This window comes from Richelia intracellularis HH01 (assembly GCF_000350105.1).
Classification (GTDB): Bacteria; Cyanobacteriota; Cyanobacteriia; order Cyanobacteriales; family Nostocaceae; genus Richelia; species Richelia intracellularis.
Genome location: NZ_CAIY01000055.1, coordinates 1 through 17,668, shown reverse-complemented (window position 1 = coordinate 17,668; position 17,668 = coordinate 1). Strand labels below are relative to the sequence as shown.

The window sequence follows — 17,668 nt, the reverse complement described above, 5'->3', positions numbered from 1 at the left end:
AGGCTAAAAACAATAATATTCTGTGAATTACAAAATTTTGCTTTTCATGTTTTTCTAAAAAGAGATCATTATATAATGATTTCACCAATGGTTAATTTTTAATTTATTTTTCCATTTTTGTGGCTGTATAAAATATAATTAATTTGCTTAATATCTAAACTAATATATTAAGTAAAAATCTTTATCAATCCTACATATATGAGCTTAAATGTTAGTTTAATATTTGTTTTTATAGACTTATAGCAATAATAGCTATCTCCTTACTTGTACGTAGCATTGTTAACTAATATAGTTGAGTTAGTTAGTGTAGTTAGTGAAAAAATTAGGTTGGTAAATATACCCTAAACCATATCAATTATGGTATCTAGACTTGAAAATCTTTATTCATTATATAGCCATAGTTTATTGCTTTTTTTTGTATGTTATGTAATATCAATGTTACTAACAAAAACACTGTATTCCGATTAATTTAATGCGGATTTCTGTCTGGTGAAGAAACAATATTATTCCTTAGAATTTAACTATAGAAATATTAAGTATGCTAAAACGTTTTATATATCTAATTTTAGTAGGAATGAGTTTGATCATAGTGGTTACTGCCCATAATTTTGAAACCGGGATTGTTGCCAAACCACCAAAAAATGTTGAACTAACTCTTGCCTCATTTGTTGTAACCAGAAATGCTTATAAAGCGATTATTCCTAAATTTACTCAAAAGTGGTACAAAGAACATAACCAAATAGTTCATATCAATCAAAGTTATAGTTCTTCTGGAGCGCAAACCCGAGCTGTAATTGATGGCTTGCCTGCAGACATTGTCCATTTAGCAATGGCACTAGACACAAAAAAAATCGAACAGAATGGTTTAATTGCCTCTGGATGGGAAAGCAGACTTCCTAACAACAGTATTGTTTCCAAATCCGTGGTGGCATTAGTTACTCGTAAAGATAATCCCCGAAAAATAAATGATTGGCCGGATTTAGCAAATCATGATGTACAGATAATTACTGCTCATCCAAAAACATCAGGTGTTGCCCGATGGAGTTTTCTCGCTTTGTGGAATGCAGGAATGAAAAGTGAAAAAAATGAAGCTAAGATTACCGATTATATTGCGAAAGTTTATAGCAATGCTCCTATTCTTAGTCGAGATGCACGGGATGCGACCGAAACATTCTTAAAACAAGGCCAAGGAGATGCATTAATTAACTATGAGCATGAAGTCATCCTAGCACAACAGAAAGGTTTACACTTGAACTATGTAATTCCAGATATCAATGTGTCCATTGATAATCCCATTACTATTGTTGATAAGAATGTTGATAGACATGGTAATAGAGAAGTAGTAGAAGCTTTTATACAACAACTATTTACACCAGAAGCACAAGCGGAATTTGCCAAGGTAGGATTTCGTCCAGTGGTTGATATCAAAGGATTCAAAAAATCAATTGTTAAATATCCCCCAGTGAAAAATCTTAATCAAGTTAGTGATTTTGGTGGTTGGAATAAGGTCCAGACAAAATTCTTTGCTAATGGTGCAATGTTTGATCAGATTCAAAATCAAATAAATCATTAATTTTTAGTATTATTACTTTTTTGTACAAGACACACATTAATTAACTAACAAAGAAAAGTAAGCCACCTAGAAATAATCCAAAATACGAAATTATATGACTTTACCTCCCCGATTTATACCCTACAAAATAAACCAGCCCGAAAATATCCTCAATCGCTTATTCGGGCTGTCGTTGACATGGCAGGTTACCCTGGGATACTTGGCGGTAATGCTGCTGTTGCCCATATTGGCAATGTTTCAGAAGGCAACCAGTACTACACCAACAGAATTTTTGGCCATTGCTACAAGTCCCATAGCATTAACAACATATGACGTAACTTTTCTTACTGCCATGCTGACTGCTCTGATGAATGGTTTTTTTGGTACATTGATCGCCTGGGTATTTGTACGTTATGATTTTCCAGGAAAACGGATAATTGATGCGACTATAGATTTACCGTTTGCCTTACCCACAACAGTAGCAGGTTTAACATTAGCTACAGTTTACAGTGAAAATGGTTGGATAGGTTCTTTGCTAGAACCAATGGGTATTAAAGTTTCTTTTACCCGTTTGGGTATATCTGTTGTGATGATATTTATTTCCTTACCTTTTGTTGTTCGGACGGTACAACCAGTACTTCAGGAAATGGACAGGAATATAGAAGAAGCTGCATGGAGTTTGGGAGCATCTCAATTACAAACATTCTGGCGAGTTATATTGCCATCCCTAATGCCAGCAATTTTAACCGGTGTTGCTCTTGGTTTTTCTCGTGCAGTGGGTGAATATGGGTCAACAGTGATTATTGCTTCTAATACTCCTTTTAAGGACTTGATTGCACCTGTATTAATTTTCCAGCGTTTAGAACAGTATGACTTTGTTGGTGCAACGGTTATTGGTACAGTACTATTAATTATTTCTCTGGTAATTTTATTGGGAATTAATTTATTACAAGCTTGGGGGAGAAAATATGACAAAGCATGAAAATATAAACAGATTCCAACCAAAACATCAAAAAAATATACCTTCAATGATTTTGGTTGGGATTTCGATCACCTATTTAGCATTTATAATATACATACCTGCATTCAACATTTTCTTCCAAGCATTTAATCAAGGATTAGAGCCATTTTTTTGCCAATATATGCCAGTCCCACTTTCTTCATGCAGTTGGAATGACACTAAAATTAGCATTAATTGCTGTACCATTAAATACTGTCTTTGGATTGTGTGCTGCTTGTTCAATTGCTCGCAATACATTCACAGGGCGTTCTTTGTTATTAAGTATTATTGATTTACCTTTTTCTATTTCTCCTATAGTTGTAGGGTTAATGATGGTACTGGTTTATGGTAGACAGGGTTGGTTTGGACATTGGTTACACAATCATGATTTGAGTATTATTTTTGCCTTCCCTGGAATGGTAATAGTCACGGCATTTGTTAGTATGCCTTTTATTGCTAGGGAAGTTATTCCAGTATTAGAAGAAATAGGAGATGATCAAGAACAGGCTGCTGGTACATTGGGAGCTAATAATTGGCAAATATTTTGGCGCATTACCCTGCCTAATATTCGCTGGGGACTCCTTTACGGTTTGATATTAACCAGCGCAAGAGCTCTTGGAGAACTTGGTGCTGTGGCTGTGGTTTCCGGTAACATTATTGGGAAAACTCAAACTATAACATTATATATTGAAGATGCCTATAAGAATTATGATGCAGAAGCAGCTTATTCAGCAGCGGTATTACTTGCATTATTAGCTATTATTACATTGGTATTAAAGCAAATTTTAGAGTCTAAAGTCCATACTAAAAATACTTAGTCAAAAATAGCAAAGGGCGATCTTACTTGCGGAGTATTATCCTAGAAATACACTTCTCACTTTCGCCTGGGTCATATTATTCTAACTTGTTTTGAGTTTAAATTTTCATATATTCTATTACTGAGAATTTTATTGAAACCCACAGTTCAAAACTGATAAAGCATTTTCTATATGCCAACTGAGAACTTATGATTTTCATTTATTAATAAATGAAAATCATAAGTTCTCAGTTGGCATATAGGTAAGAGTAACTATTTTAAACAATAACGAGAGTGAACAAGGAAGTTATTGTTTCTCTACCAGCAATATTAGGTACTATTTGTAGACAATAAATAATTACCAAAATCACAATAGTATATGTAGTATATATTCCATACAAGAAATCAATTAAGCTTGAGTAAATTATAGTTGAATATGAAAGTAATAAAATATGTTAACAATAATAGCAAGAAAAAATTAGAAGTTAATTCTACCCATTTTCTGGGGAATAATTTTACACCCGAAAGGTTATATTAATTGAACTGAAGATGTTTTACAACCACATAACATTGCTATGGGATTATAACAAGATGGTAGGTAAGACAGCTGGAAGAAAATACTATTGTAACTTCCCCAGTAGGGAATAAGTATAGATAATTTTTAAAGAATGTAAATAATCCCTTCCGTAACATTATTAGCAAGCAGGGTAAAATGGCGAAATTGACTGAAAACATACAATAATCCTATGACTGATTTTTTATTAGAAGTTGGTACAGAAGAGTTACCTGCAGGCTTTTTGAGCGATGCAATTGCCGAATGGAAATCTTTTATCCCTGCAAGTTTGGTGGAGAATAATCTAAGTTGCGATACGGTAAATATCTATGGGACTCCCCGGCGTTTGGCAGTGCTTATTACCGGATTACCATTACAGCAGGAGGACTGCCAAGAGGAAGTCAAGGGGCCTAATGTAAAAGTTGCATTTAAGGATGGCCAGCCTACCAAGGCTGCCGAGGGATTTGCAAAAAAGCAGGGAGTAGAATTAGATGATTTAGTTATACGTACCACAGGTAAGGGCGAGTTTGTTTTTGTTGATAAGGTAATTATTGGTCGTATGGTGGCTGATGTTTTGGTAGAACTAGTTCCCCGGTGGATTTTTAATTTGGAGGGCGAACGGTTTATGCGTTGGGGTGATGGGGATTTACGCTTTTCTCGCCCAATCCGCTGGCTGTTAGCTTTGGTTGACGACCAGGTACTACCAATGGCGCTGGTAAACGGTTCTAAGATAGTAAATAGTGATCGTATTTCACATGGACATAGGGTATTACATCCTAAGTCTATTACTATTATTAAGGCTAGTGATTACGTTGAAGCTCTGCGTCATGCACATGTAATTGTAGATATAGAAGAACGAAAAGCACTAATTACAAAGCAAATCCAAACAGCAGTTGCTAAGATCAATGGTCATACAGAGATTTATGCTGACTTATTAGCAGAAGTAACTAATTTAGTAGAGTATCCTTCTACAGTAATAGGTAACTTTGAAAAAGATTTTCTCCAGCTACCTGTGGATGTAATTACCAAGATAATGGTGAGTCACCAGCGTTATTTCCCTGTTTTTAGGGGATATAACGATCTTGAATTACTACCCAACTTTATCACTATATCTAATGGTGATCCTAACAAGTCAGATATCATTGCTACTGGTAATGAAAGAATTATACGTGCAAGATTAGCAGATGGAAGATTCTTCTATGAAACTGATTTGAGAAATTCCTTAGATAGCTTTTTACCGAAGCTAGCCAATGTAACATTTCAGAAAGATTTAGGCTCCGTATTGGATAAATCTAGACGTATCAGTAAAATCGCAGCCCTGATAAGCAAACACTTACATCTAGGTAAAGATGACAGCTATAATATCTGCCGAGCTGCTTTGTTATGTAAGGCAGATTTGGTATCTCAGATGGTCAATGAGTTTCCTGAGTTACAGGGAATAATGGGAGAAAAATATGCTCTGGCCAGTAGAGAACCAGAATTAGTTGCCAAGGCAATATTTGAACATTATTTACCTAGAAGTGCAGATGATGTACTGCCCCAAACTCTAACTGGACAAGTGGTAGGTTTAGCTGATCGCCTGGATAACCTGGTGAGTATTTTCAGTTTGGGAATAATTCCTACAGGTTCTTCTGACCCTTTTGCTTTGAGAAGAGCTGCAAATGCAGTAATAAATATTAGTTGGGCTGGTAACTTGGCAGTCAATTTACACCAGCTATTGTTACAGATATCCACCGATTTTGTAGAGGTTCATGATATTGACAAGTACAAATTAATTAAGTCATTAGAAGATTTCTTCCTACAACGTATCCGGACGCTACTACAAGATGAAAAACAAATTGATTATGACTTGGTGAATACTATTTTAGGAGAAAATAATCCAGAGTATACAGCACGGGCATTACAAGACTTATTGGATATACGTTACCGTGCTATTTTCCTACAAGAAATGAGGCAGAAGGGCACTCTAGATCAAATCTACGAAATAATAAACCGTTCAGTCAAATTAGCAGCCCAAGGAGAATTAGAGGTTAATCACTTAGATCCAGAAGATGTAATTGACACAGAATTATTCCAAAAGCCCTCGGAGGTTGCCTTTTATGAAGATATATTAAGGATGAGACCCCAAGTGCAAGCTGTTTTAGAGTCTCATAATTACCAACAGTTAGTTATTGCCTTAACAAAAATTGCCCCCACCGTTAACAATTTTCTTGATGGACCAGAAAGTGTCCTAGTATTAGATCCAGACCCGGTAATTAAACAAAATCGTCTAAATTTGCTGGGTATATTGCGCAACTACTCTCTCCTAATAGGTGATTTTCGCATGATAGTCAAAAATTTTTAACCAAAATCGATAATAAATAGTCTTACACAATGCCAAAACACGCTACCATAACATAGTGCTTAACCAGGGAATTTCTACTATATTCTATGTCCAAAGCCCACATAATTGGATTAGGTAGGTCCGGTATTTCTGCAGCAAGATTATTAAGACGGGAAGGATGGGAGGTAGAAATTAGCGATAGAAAGACATCCAATAACTTCTTAGAAAAACAATTAATGCTGAATTCCGAGCATATTCAAGTTAAACTGGGGTCTTCTCTGGATCTGTGTGGCTCAGACTTACCGGATTTGATAGTTGTTAGTCCCGGCGTACCCTGGGATTCACCAATACTAATACAATCCCGCAAAATGGGTATAGAAACTATTGGCGAGATGGAATTGGCTTGGAGATATTTGCAATCGATCCCTTGGGTTATGATTACTGGCACAAATGGCAAGACCACTACTACAGCTTTAATTGCTGCCATTTTTCAAACAGCTGGATTCAATGCGCCAGCTTGCGGCAATATTGGTATTGCCGCTTGTGAGATTGCATTACAAACAACCAAACCAGATTGGATAATTGGAGAAGTTAGCAGCTATCAGATAGAATCGTCTACTTCTCTATCTCCTTATATCGGCGTGTGGACAACATTTACCCCTGATCATCTTAGTCGTCACAGAACTTTAGAGAATTATTTTAATATTAAAGCCCAGTTGTTACAACAATCCAAATTGCAAGTAGTGAACGGTGACGACCTCCATTTAATGAGAGTAGGTTTAAGTCATTGGGGTAATGCTTATTGGACAAGTATTAAGGGAAAAGACTATTTAATTGGTAACAAGGGCTTTTACATAGTTGATGGTTGGGTAATGGAAACTGCAAATATCCTTGCTGTGGAGACAGATGTAAAAATAATACCCACTTGTACATTACGGATGGCAGGGAAACACAATCAACAGAATCTTCTCATGTCCGTATCCGCAGCTAGGTTAGCAGGAATTGATAAGGAAACTATTTATAAGGCCATAGCTGAATTTCCCGGTCTGCCCCATCGCTTAGAACATATTTGCACTTGGAATCATATTGATTTTATTAATGATAGTAAAGCTACCAACTATGATGCAGCACAAATGGGTTTGGCATCGGTTAATAAAGCAATTTTGATTGCAGGTGGGGAAGAAAAGTATGGTGATTATACCTCCTGGATAAATACAATAAAAGTTCGAGCGTTGGCAGTATTATTGATTGGTAACGCAGCAACCAAATTTGCACAATATTTACAAGAGGTGGGGTATAAAAATTATGAGATTGTATTAACGCTAGAAAATGCTATCCCACGTTCGGCTGAGTTGGCTCAGCAATATCAAGCTTCTGCAGTGCTATTATCCCCTGCTTGTGCTAGCTTTGACCAATATCCCAACTTTGAAGCGCGCGGCGATGAATTCCGTAGGTTATGCTTGGAATGGTCAGGGAATACCTAGAAGCTAATGTATTTATTATAAATATGGTTTAAAAGAGGTAGTAAGGCCTCAAAAATATTAGAATTGAGTATTTTTCAATCTCTATATGTATACATAATTACATTTTATTTAAAACTTTCTTAGAATAAATTAACTTACCTATGAAAGTACTAGATTTAGTATCTAGGGTTTTTCCTTGAGGTATAGTATAAATATACTAGAGTATGTTTTATAGTTGTTATCTACTGAAAATAAAAAAGTAAAATTCGGCTTTCAGATAGCTATATTTTAACTGATTTTTTGGGTAGAAATCAGAACGAAATTAGAGATTGTAACTTAATACTCTGTAGCAATTATCCTATTTTTAAATTAAATAACAGTATAGAAACGATAATCTGGAAGCTAATAGAACTAAAATTTTGTAGCTAAGTTTATTCTCGTAGCAAGAAACTTAGCTACAATAGTAGCAGAGACAAAATAAGCAAGAAGCCAAAATTTATAAATTTAAACTTCTCGCTTCATTTTAGTTGAGGTATAAGGAATAGTAAAAGACTCTAAATGAGATAGGTTGACAATCAACTGATTCAATTACTTACATCCAAGTAAAAATATATCCTGGTTAAATATTTATAAGTAAGACTTGAAAATTAATGCTAATATAAAAGCATTATAACTAATAATAGTTGGCTGCCATAGAAAGTTTTGTATAAGGAAATATAAAACTTTTATAATTTTATGGATAACTTATTTTGCATTGATAATTAATATTAATTTTCTCAATAATGGCTATAGTAAATATTATCAATATTTCTTGAAGTAATACTGTTAACTATTTTCTAAAAATCGCCAATTACTTAGCAAATTTTAATTGAATAGCAGTATATAAAACATCATTGTATATGACTTGTTAACTAGGGATACTATTCAGTGCTCAATCTTTTATCAGCACTATTTGTTCTGCTAATTTATTTCAAATCTGTAAATTCGATTTTTTACTATAGATGAATATCCAATAATTTCATATTGCTTTCTATAGTTTTACTCATATATAATTATAATTATGGATTGATAAGCATTTTATGAAGTAAATATAATATTATGACTTAAGGTATAATAGATATGTTATTTAACAGCTTAAAATTAATAAGGAATAAATCGTTTTCTTTGACTTTTTTATTAGCGATTTCCAGAAGTAATACCTTAATATAGATGGAACTTATATCCATAGCCTTATGGTATTGGAGAATAATATTTAATTTACTTAAATCATAATAAATTACTTGAAACTAGATACTAGTCATTCCTAATCCTAATTGATTTTTTAAATAAAAGTATATGTTAAAATTTACAAATAGATAAAATTTAGTCAAATTTCATCTATTTGTAATAAGATATTTATAATTTTGGTTATAGCAATACAATTGTGTCTAATAATACTTTCAGTATAAATACAAATTACATAATTTTAGCAACATCTAATATTATCTAGAAGTAGCCTAAAGATGTATTTATATTATTACAAATAAGTAATGCAAAGGAAAAATATTATCTCATGAGTATAGGTAATAATTTTCCATGGATCAATTTAGTGAACAGTTTGGTTTTTGAGGTTATGGTGGTAGGGGGCTTTTACATATTAAGAATAACTTTGGAGAGCTTATTGCTATAGTAACCATAATGAAAACAGTAAAAGTGATGGCAATATTTTCAACTAGGGACAATTTATTATGTAAGATGACCTCTCAACTAAAAAGAGTTAATTAGTGTTCATTACTAGTTCACTACATCTCCAAATATAGCTACTCCATATCATCAGCAAGGAAAATAAATGAGCATGGCAAACCTTACACCAAACCCCAGCTTTAGTCTATCTATTCGCATAGAGTTGCCTAACTATATAGGAATATTGGCTACTGTTACTAGCTCGATTGCATCTAGTGGTGGTAACTTGGGGCCAATTGATTTAATTGAGCAAACTAGAGAAACTTCCATACGTGATATTATTGTCAATGCTTCCAGTACGGAACATGCTGAGACAATTGTTCAGGGCCTCAGGGCTTTACCTGATATTAAGGTATTAAATGTTTATGATCGTACCTTCAATTTACACCAGGGGGGTAAAATCAGCATTGCTAATTGCATGCCTCTAAACAATGTTTCTGAACTTGCAATGGCTTATACCCCAGGGGTAGGAAGAATTTGTAGCGCAATTGCCAAACAACCAGAAAAAGTATATGAATTCACCATTAAGCAAAATATGGTCGCCATTATTACTGATGGTAGTGCAGTATTAGGTTTAGGCAATTTAGGTCCAGCTGCTGCTTTACCCGTTATGGAAGGTAAAGCCATGCTCTTTAAAGAATTTGCTGGCATTAATGCTTTTCCCATATGCATAGAAAGCCAAGATACAGATGAAATAGTTAATACTATCAAAAATATTGCCACCGTATTTGGAGGGGTGAATCTAGAGGATATTGCTGCTCCAAGGTGTTTTGAAATTGAAGCCAAATTACAGCAAGAATTGGATATTCCCGTGTTTCATGATGATCAGCATGGTACAGCAATTGTCACTTTAGCAGCTTTACTTAATGCATTAAAATTGGTTCGTAAATCCATCGAAAAAGTTAGGATTGTAATTAATGGTGCAGGATCCGCTGGGATTGCGGTGGCAAGGCTATTACGCAAAGCTGGTTCCAAAAACATTTGCATATGTGATTCTCAAGGTATTATTTCTATCAATCGCACCAATTTAACTCCAGAAAAACAGGAATTTGCCATAAAAGCTTGTGGAGTTTTAGCTGAAGCAGTAGAAGGAGCTGATGTATTCATTGGCTTGAGTGCTCCAGGAGTTCTAAATCCAGACATGGTAAGATCTATGGCAAAAGATCCCATTATTTTTGCCATGGCAAACCCTATTCCTGAAATTCAACCAGAATTAATTTATGATGATGTTGCTGTAATTGCTACAGGTCGTAGCGACTACCCCAATCAAATTAATAATGTTATAGCATTTCCTGGAGTATTTCGTGGTGTATTAGATTGTCGGGCTGCGACCATTAACAGTAATATGTATTTAGAGGCAGCAAATGCAATCGCTTCCTTAATAGGACCATCTGATTTAAACAAAGAAAATATTATAGTTTCTGTTTTTGACAAACGTGTAGTTACTGCTGTTTCAGATGCTGTGCAAAAAGTTGCCCGTGAAGAAGGTATTGCTTGTTGCTAGCTGAAAAAAGCAGGGACTCGGAATCTCATCAAAGTGGAATTGTATACTAACAGGCATAAAGTCATAGTTTCCCCATTCTCTACTCTCTAATTCTCTGCTCCCTAATTTTTATTTTAAAAGAGCAAGGCTATTTATTCTCCATGCCATTATGAATGTTAATGTCCTGAATAGAAAAATAAATTATTGCCAATCAAAGTTTTTAGGGAAAGGAGAAAATAGGAAGCTAGTGGCTAGACAGAGAAAATACTAAACATTGAACAGGTATTTAAATGAGAGAAACATATATAGACAATGCTAAACCGATTCACTAAGGCTTGAATTACTATTAACAAAAATCAACAACTTAAAAGATAAATTAGTATGTTTTATTATATTCAAATATGTATTTGATAGGTAATAAATAGCTAATTTGCTTAATCTTTTAGAGCAAGTAAATTTATATTTACTTTTAAATCGAATGTTAATCTGACATTCGATTTAGTATGATTTTTATCTGAGATTAACTACGTTAAATACCATTACTATATGTATAAATCATAATTTATTTCAAAGTATAATCAGGCTGAGGATACTGCATCACCAGAAGATAAACTTAATTTTTTAGCACAGTTCATGAATCATATTGACAAATTTGAGGTAGTTACAACAAATGGAATTTCAATTCCTACTCAATGCTATCAATTCTTAAAAAAGCACAAGTCTATGAATTTCAAGTAAGATCAACTTGAAAATATCTTATAAAAGAAAGCATATTTAGTAATATTTAAACTTAAATAGATTTTGGATATTTTTAATTATAAAAATAATATAATATTATAATTGTGGTCCAACTTTTAATGAAAAGCTCTAAAATTATAAATTAATCAGAGAGCAAGATAATGAAAGTTAAAAGTGGAGTTAATAGCCTGTAGTCTGTGAAAACTATTTTGTTAGTATTGGATTCTTGTAGTAGAACATGTACAGTTAAATAAGGCAATTTTGATACATATTTAATATTTATTGGTAATGAACTCTATAACTTTTACCAGATTATAGGACAGTCCATAATAAGCTTTATAAACAAATGAGATGACAGAATTTCAACTTTAATGCTGATTTATTTCCAAACTACTTTAATTATTCATATATTAATATACAGAATATATAAATGAGAATTGTAAGACTTGTCATCTGAAAAAAGTTTTAGTTACCGGTGTAGCTGGATTTATTAGTTTTCACCTCAGTTATGATTTGCTTGAAAATAGTCATTGTGTAACCAGTTTAGATAACCTCAATAACTACTATAATATTTCCCTGAAAAGAGATTGGCTTATCCCATTGGAATGTAAGCCGGGGTTTAGCTTCCAAAAATTAGATTTGGCAAATCGCTAAGCCATAGCACAGCTATTTGAAGATGAAAAATTTAACGTAATTGTTAAGCTTGTAGCTTAGGCAAGTGTAAGTTCTTCTATGCAAAACCTCCATTCCTATATCGATAGCAATTTAGTGGTTTTTGTCAATATTTTGGAGGGATATCGTGATTCATAAGTTAAACATCTAGTATTCGTATCTCCTAGTTGAGGTTATGGTGACAATACCAAAATTCCTTTGTCTATTGGTGATAATGTAGATTACCCAATTAGTTTATATGCTGATAGCAAAAAATCTAATGAGTTAATGGCTCATACTTACAAATATTTGTATAGATTACCTACTAACGAACTACGATTATTTACAGTTTATGGTGTTTGGGGTTGTCCAGATATGGTGTATTTCAAGTTCACCCAGGAAATTTTGGTAGGGAAAGCTATAGATGTATTTAATTATGGAAAAATGTATTAGGACTTTACTGATATTGATGCTGTTGTAGAAGTAATCGTTTGTCTCATTGATAAAATACCCCATTCTAATGAATGATATAAGCAAAACTCCCTAAAAAATTTATAATATTGGCAATAATAAGCCAGTAAGATCGGTAGATATTATTCAGGTAGGACTTATCTAGAAAGAAAATCAGAAAAAACCTACTCTCAATGTACCCTGGAGATGTTTCTATAACTTGTGCTGATGTTAGTGATATAGTTAGAGGTGCTGATTTTCAGCCTAATATACTGATTGATGTTGGGATTCAAAAATTCATTAATTTGTATACTTCCTACTGTTAGGTATGTATCTCCTCAATTTATTATGTAATTCGTGGACTTTTAACTTGTGATTTTTAGTGAATACTTCCTAAAATCAATTTGACTTAAACAAAAACCACTATTTTGCTCTACTAATCTATACCTAATTACAAAATGCACAAACTCAGCTCTATTACTAGTCATTGTTTTGAGTAATAGACTACTCAAATATTTTTCTGTTATGTGTGGCCTAAAGTGTAACTTATTTCCTATTTCTGCATTAGAAAGACTATAGCTTAACATGTGTAGGACTTCTTGCTCTTTAGTGGTTAACTCAGAGGTTATTTAATAAGTCATGAAGCCAAGATTTAAATAATACTTTACAATAGTATTTTGCTCCTTACAGTAGAGCTATATTATAATTTAATTATCTTTAATCCTACTAAAAAATTTTGGATTGCTGCACCTAATTCCTCTAACTCAAATGGCTTGGGCAAGTATAGATAGTAAATAGATTGATAACCGGAAATTTTTTTTCCCAGTTTTAGCACACTGATTCAACAAAATTATTAGTAATAAACGTAATATTAGCTGTTTTCATGATTGGTGTATTAGTTCATAAACATTGGTTTCAGAGATAACAATATCAGTTGTAAGCCAATATATATGGTTTTATTCCACTATAGCTAATATCTATGAGCCACCATTAGTATCAAGAACTTTACAAACAGAAAAAACCAAGATAATTACAATTACAAAAATGAGTTCCTAGTTCATCATTTACCACAATAATATTTGAGATCATAGACATTATCACCCTAGTGTTCTAGCTTCAAAAAATTACTATATTTGCAATTTACAAAATTTTTGTAAAACTTGATATAAATAAATTATGTATGGATTATTAGTTTTGTTCCCATTCTAATATTTTCGTAAAAATATATATTATCTTTAGATGATTGATACTCCTAGGACTAATTGAAATATATGTACTAATTTAGTAAGCCAAATACTAGTATTCAAACTATATTCCTCTGTGAGGACTTTTATTTATTCATTTTGCTATCAATTAATAATACTGTATAATATGAATGTTTATGGATCTAGGAAATATAGCATAATTATACTTGTAAAAACATATATAGTAGTTTAAGTATTTTAGGAAAATATTCATAATTTTTGTGAAATTAAAAAACATTTAAAACAAACAAGTATTATTCCTTATGCCCACTTTTTTAGTGAAAATCTGAATGGCAAATTAGTTTTTTTATAATATTTTTGTGTGCTGAGATTTAATAATTAATGTACAAAATAGCTAAAACAAAGTTTTTACCACTCTAGCTAAAACTAATTAACATAACTTTAAAATATTCCAGTAATGCTGGAAGTATATTGAGAATTTTCATGAAGATACAGATACTAATAAATTAGTAACCAAAATAACTTAATTTACAACAATTTTAAGTGATAATACAGAGATTAATTTAATTGACATTTAGGTATTCCTCATATCTAATTAATTTTTGATATTCCAATCCATACATAAATATTTGGTTGAGTTATTTATACTAATTTTTATCCGTTGCTATTATAGTTAATTGTTCCTAAATAAATTGTGATAATAGCTATTTTTTATTTCTGGCTACTTAAATAGATTTAAGTGTATCAGCATCACAATATGAAAATCAAAAAAATAACATCAAGATTATTATGAGGAATATATCTATAAATAAATTACCAATTTTAAAAAAGCATAATCTTACATGTTACTATTTTAATAGTATTAATATAGAGATACAATTACACTTAATTCTACATATTATTGCCTTGACCCTAATGATTTATTAAGAGGCCAATATATTATTTCATTCATTATTCTGGAATAAAGTAGTTAAAGCCAGCAAAATAATTTGCTGTAATCCCCAACTATCTATTTAGTATAGGGATACTGAACTTTTTATAAATCAATACCTAAATAAATTAAAGCTTGAAATAATTGAGTCTTATTAAAATTAACCTCAAGTATTACTACCCTTCAGGTAAGATACAATGATTTATATAACATTCATTTCTCTTAAAGTTCGTTGAATAATTACTAAAATCTACTAGTGCAATTCTACTTTTGAACTGTAAACTTTTAACATATTAAAAACTTAAACTGCCAGTTAATAAGCATGAAATTCTTTAGTATTTTATATTTATTAACTGTGGATAGCTATAGATAAATTTCTTAAGTTATGGTGGTGAGCGTAATTATAAAGCAAAAATTATATGGAGTTATCAGCTATATATTTTGATCTCTAATAATATCTTGAAATAATTAATTAGTAAGAACTTGGGAGTAATAATTCAGGATCAATTTGGATATTCAGTAGGATAGTTAAGGATAAATATGTTGATTTCTCACTATTGATTTTTATAAAATAAACTAGTGCTATTTAGAATAAGTATTTGTGCATGTAAAGTTCAGTTACCCTATTGCTGGGGAGGTAATTATTAGGAAAATAAAATAATGTAGACTATACAAGTATAGTTAACATAGACTTGATACATAACCCTTAGATTATATGCTATCTGCTATTTTATTTGACTTAGATGAGATAATTATGAATACTGACCCTATTCACTTTCAGGTTTAGCAAAAAGTTCTGCTAATCGATGGTCTAGACATTGATGAGTACTTTTATCGAAATCATATTAGTGGATGTACTAACCCATAAATAATCAAAAAGCTCGTACCACAATTATCATTGGAAGTAAGTAAGAAGTTAGCAAACTATAAAGACGAATTATTTCGTCAAAAAGTTAAAAAATCTTACAGAGGGAGAATTTTAATAATTAGTTACCTGGATAAAGAAACATCATTTAAAATATGCATTAGTGACTAATATAACCAAGTTAAATGTTGATTACATCATGGAGTTACTAGAAATAAAAAATATATTCGATACAGTCATTTTAGCTGATGATTGCATTGCGGGAAAATCATCTCCTATTCCTTGCAAGAAAGCACTACAGCAAATACATGGAAATGAAAAAATGGCATCTAACTGTATTACTTTATAACATTCCCCTTCAGGAATTTGTTCAGCCATAAGTGTGGGTATTCTCATTATTATTACATCTACTCATAGCCCTAATATTTTGAGAGAGAATGGAGTATTTATGACAATTTTCAACTTTATAAATAAACGATTATGGATTTACCTCAACTCTTATATTTAAGTAAATCTGTTCGATAATTGTATTAATTGAAAACTTTCTAGTATTATGAAATAATAAAACAAGTTAGTAACATCACCAAATTTTTCATAATAAACTACCAATACTTATTATTTTTTTAGATGTCATAAGTATAACAACATAGTAAAATAAACTGATACACTTTACAAGTGTTACTCCCCTCATTTTTAATTAACTGACAATAACCAAAGATGCAGAATAATTTTATATCTTTAGATAGTGATGATGTCATTTTGATAGATGATAATGCTTTTAAGGTCAGCAAGCTGAAAATGTTAATAGAGCAACAATTACAAGGGCAATTAAATAGACGAACATATAATGAAAATAGTTTAGAATCTGGTGCTTCTATTTTACAAACCTTAAGTAACTTAACACTAAATAGTAATCAAATAAGTTTGGCCGAAATGAATTATTTATATACTAATCAATGCCAAATATTAAAGATTAATAACTCTGGCTGGCAGAAGGGAAAAATTAATATTAAGGTATTTGTATCACATCTCCAACCCCACACAAATAAAGTAGATATTGTATTTATTCCTGAGCTAGAAAATGCTAAAGAATATGATGCTTTATTAGAAGATATGTTCAAAATATTATCTGAAGACTAGTTATCTATTATTTAGAATAAGCAAATTTAGATTAATTCCCCAATTAATTATGACTTAGTCTAATTTTTTAGACAAATTCTTTGATTAGGTTTATTGCAATTTGATATCAAACAAAATTTCTCTAATTAACTAGTAGGAACAAAAATAAAATACTAGTTATGATACTCAGTTTCAATTATTTTGATTATAGGTCAAGTGATCACCTTTATAATCTTTATAGAGACATAGTCATTAGTCTCCTATAATTATCTAATTTTTCCTCTGCGGATGGTATCTTTAATGATTAGAAATACTAGGATAAATACACTCAGTAATTGGCAGATTAAGCATTGTCTATTTGAAATATAAGCCCTAACCAATTCAATTTTTATATAAAATATAGAATTAAGCAGAATAAAAAGCATTTGTTCGCAGATTGCCCAATATATATTTGTATATAAACCCAGAATTTTTTGGAATTATATACAAATATACTAATTACTCATAGATAATAATTAAGATTATTAATAGAGATTTAAAAGCTTTCCTATCTAATTGGTTTATAGCTCATAGCACTCGTTCTTATTACCTATAGCATTATTGCTAAACTTTTATTTGTAAATAAACTTTATTTTAATAACATTATTCTTTAGTCTTATTATGATTTTAGCAAATATTCTATTCTAAATTTTAAGATATTAAAGGGATAAAAATAACTTTACTAGGATTAAATAATCTCTTTGATAGTTTAATTGAAAAGTAATTATATTTAATTTATTGACGATAATAAGTCAGTATTAATTGCAACAATTAGTTG

General features: G+C 31.5%; 11 protein-coding genes and 1 pseudogene. 10 read left to right on the top strand and 2 right to left on the bottom strand.

All coding sequences use genetic code 11. The annotated features are described in order from the left end of the window. The first annotated feature begins 538 nt into the window (after positions 1-538). The 8 genes and pseudogenes from RINTHH_RS06995 (at position 539) to RINTHH_RS11250 (ending at position 12,734) form a co-directional block, all read left to right on the top strand. On the top strand, positions 539-1,573 hold the full coding sequence (locus RINTHH_RS06995; protein ID WP_008234707.1) for a sulfate ABC transporter substrate-binding protein: 1,035 nt from the start codon (positions 539-541) through the stop codon (positions 1,571-1,573). A 94-nt stretch (positions 1,574-1,667) separates the two neighbouring features. Then, entirely contained in the window at positions 1,668-2,534 is an 867-nt protein-coding gene (gene cysT / locus RINTHH_RS06990) for a sulfate ABC transporter permease subunit CysT (RefSeq protein WP_008234706.1), read from the top strand. After that, positions 2,521-3,370 (top strand): annotated as a pseudogene (cysW, locus tag RINTHH_RS06985) (sulfate ABC transporter permease subunit CysW). The gene cysT and the pseudogene cysW overlap by 14 nt, the downstream one beginning before the upstream one ends. Positions 3,371-4,094: 724 nt before the next feature. After that, positions 4,095-6,245, top strand: coding sequence for a glycine--tRNA ligase subunit beta (glyS, locus tag RINTHH_RS06980; RefSeq protein ID WP_044304831.1), 2,151 nt, complete (start codon positions 4,095-4,097; stop codon positions 6,243-6,245). Positions 6,246-6,331: 86 nt separating this feature from the next. Next, entirely contained in the window at positions 6,332-7,708 is a 1,377-nt protein-coding gene (murD, locus tag RINTHH_RS06975; protein WP_008234702.1) for a UDP-N-acetylmuramoyl-L-alanine--D-glutamate ligase, read from the top strand. Positions 7,709-9,521: 1,813 nt separating this feature from the next. Continuing rightward, positions 9,522-10,913: an NAD-dependent malic enzyme gene (locus tag RINTHH_RS06970; RefSeq protein WP_196794895.1), complete on the top strand. Its 1,392-nt coding sequence runs from the start codon at positions 9,522-9,524 to the stop codon at positions 10,911-10,913. Positions 10,914-12,143: 1,230 nt separating this feature from the next. Continuing rightward, complete coding sequence (locus tag RINTHH_RS11255) at positions 12,144-12,284, top strand: hypothetical protein (protein WP_008234698.1); 141 nt, start codon at positions 12,144-12,146, stop codon at positions 12,282-12,284. Positions 12,285-12,500: 216 nt separating this feature from the next. Next, positions 12,501-12,734, top strand: a complete 234-nt coding sequence (locus RINTHH_RS11250; RefSeq protein ID WP_008234697.1) for an NAD-dependent epimerase/dehydratase family protein — start codon at positions 12,501-12,503, stop codon at positions 12,732-12,734. A 362-nt stretch (positions 12,735-13,096) separates the two neighbouring features. On the opposite strand, the gene RINTHH_RS11735 is transcribed toward RINTHH_RS11250, so the two are convergent. Continuing rightward, complete coding sequence (locus tag RINTHH_RS11735; protein WP_408005763.1) at positions 13,097-13,360, bottom strand: response regulator transcription factor; 264 nt, start codon at positions 13,358-13,360, stop codon at positions 13,097-13,099. Between the two features lie 71 nt (positions 13,361-13,431). Continuing rightward, a complete protein-coding gene (locus tag RINTHH_RS11380) occupies positions 13,432-13,566 on the bottom strand; it encodes a hypothetical protein (protein WP_008234693.1) in 135 nt (44 codons plus the stop codon). Positions 13,567-15,865: 2,299 nt separating this feature from the next. Between RINTHH_RS11380 and RINTHH_RS11245 the strand changes: the two genes are divergently transcribed. Together RINTHH_RS11245 and RINTHH_RS06955 are read left to right on the top strand one after the other, a co-directional pair. Further along, positions 15,866-16,081 carry an HAD hydrolase-like protein gene (locus RINTHH_RS11245; RefSeq protein ID WP_408005762.1) on the top strand — a complete coding sequence of 72 codons (216 nt, stop codon included), beginning with the start codon at positions 15,866-15,868 and terminating at the stop codon, positions 16,079-16,081. 368 nt (positions 16,082-16,449) lie between these two features. Further along, the gene (locus RINTHH_RS06955) at positions 16,450-16,872 is read left to right on the top strand and encodes a KGK domain-containing protein (RefSeq protein WP_044304829.1); all 423 of its coding nucleotides are present in this window, start codon (positions 16,450-16,452) and stop codon (positions 16,870-16,872) included. Positions 16,873-17,668 lie beyond the last annotated feature (796 nt).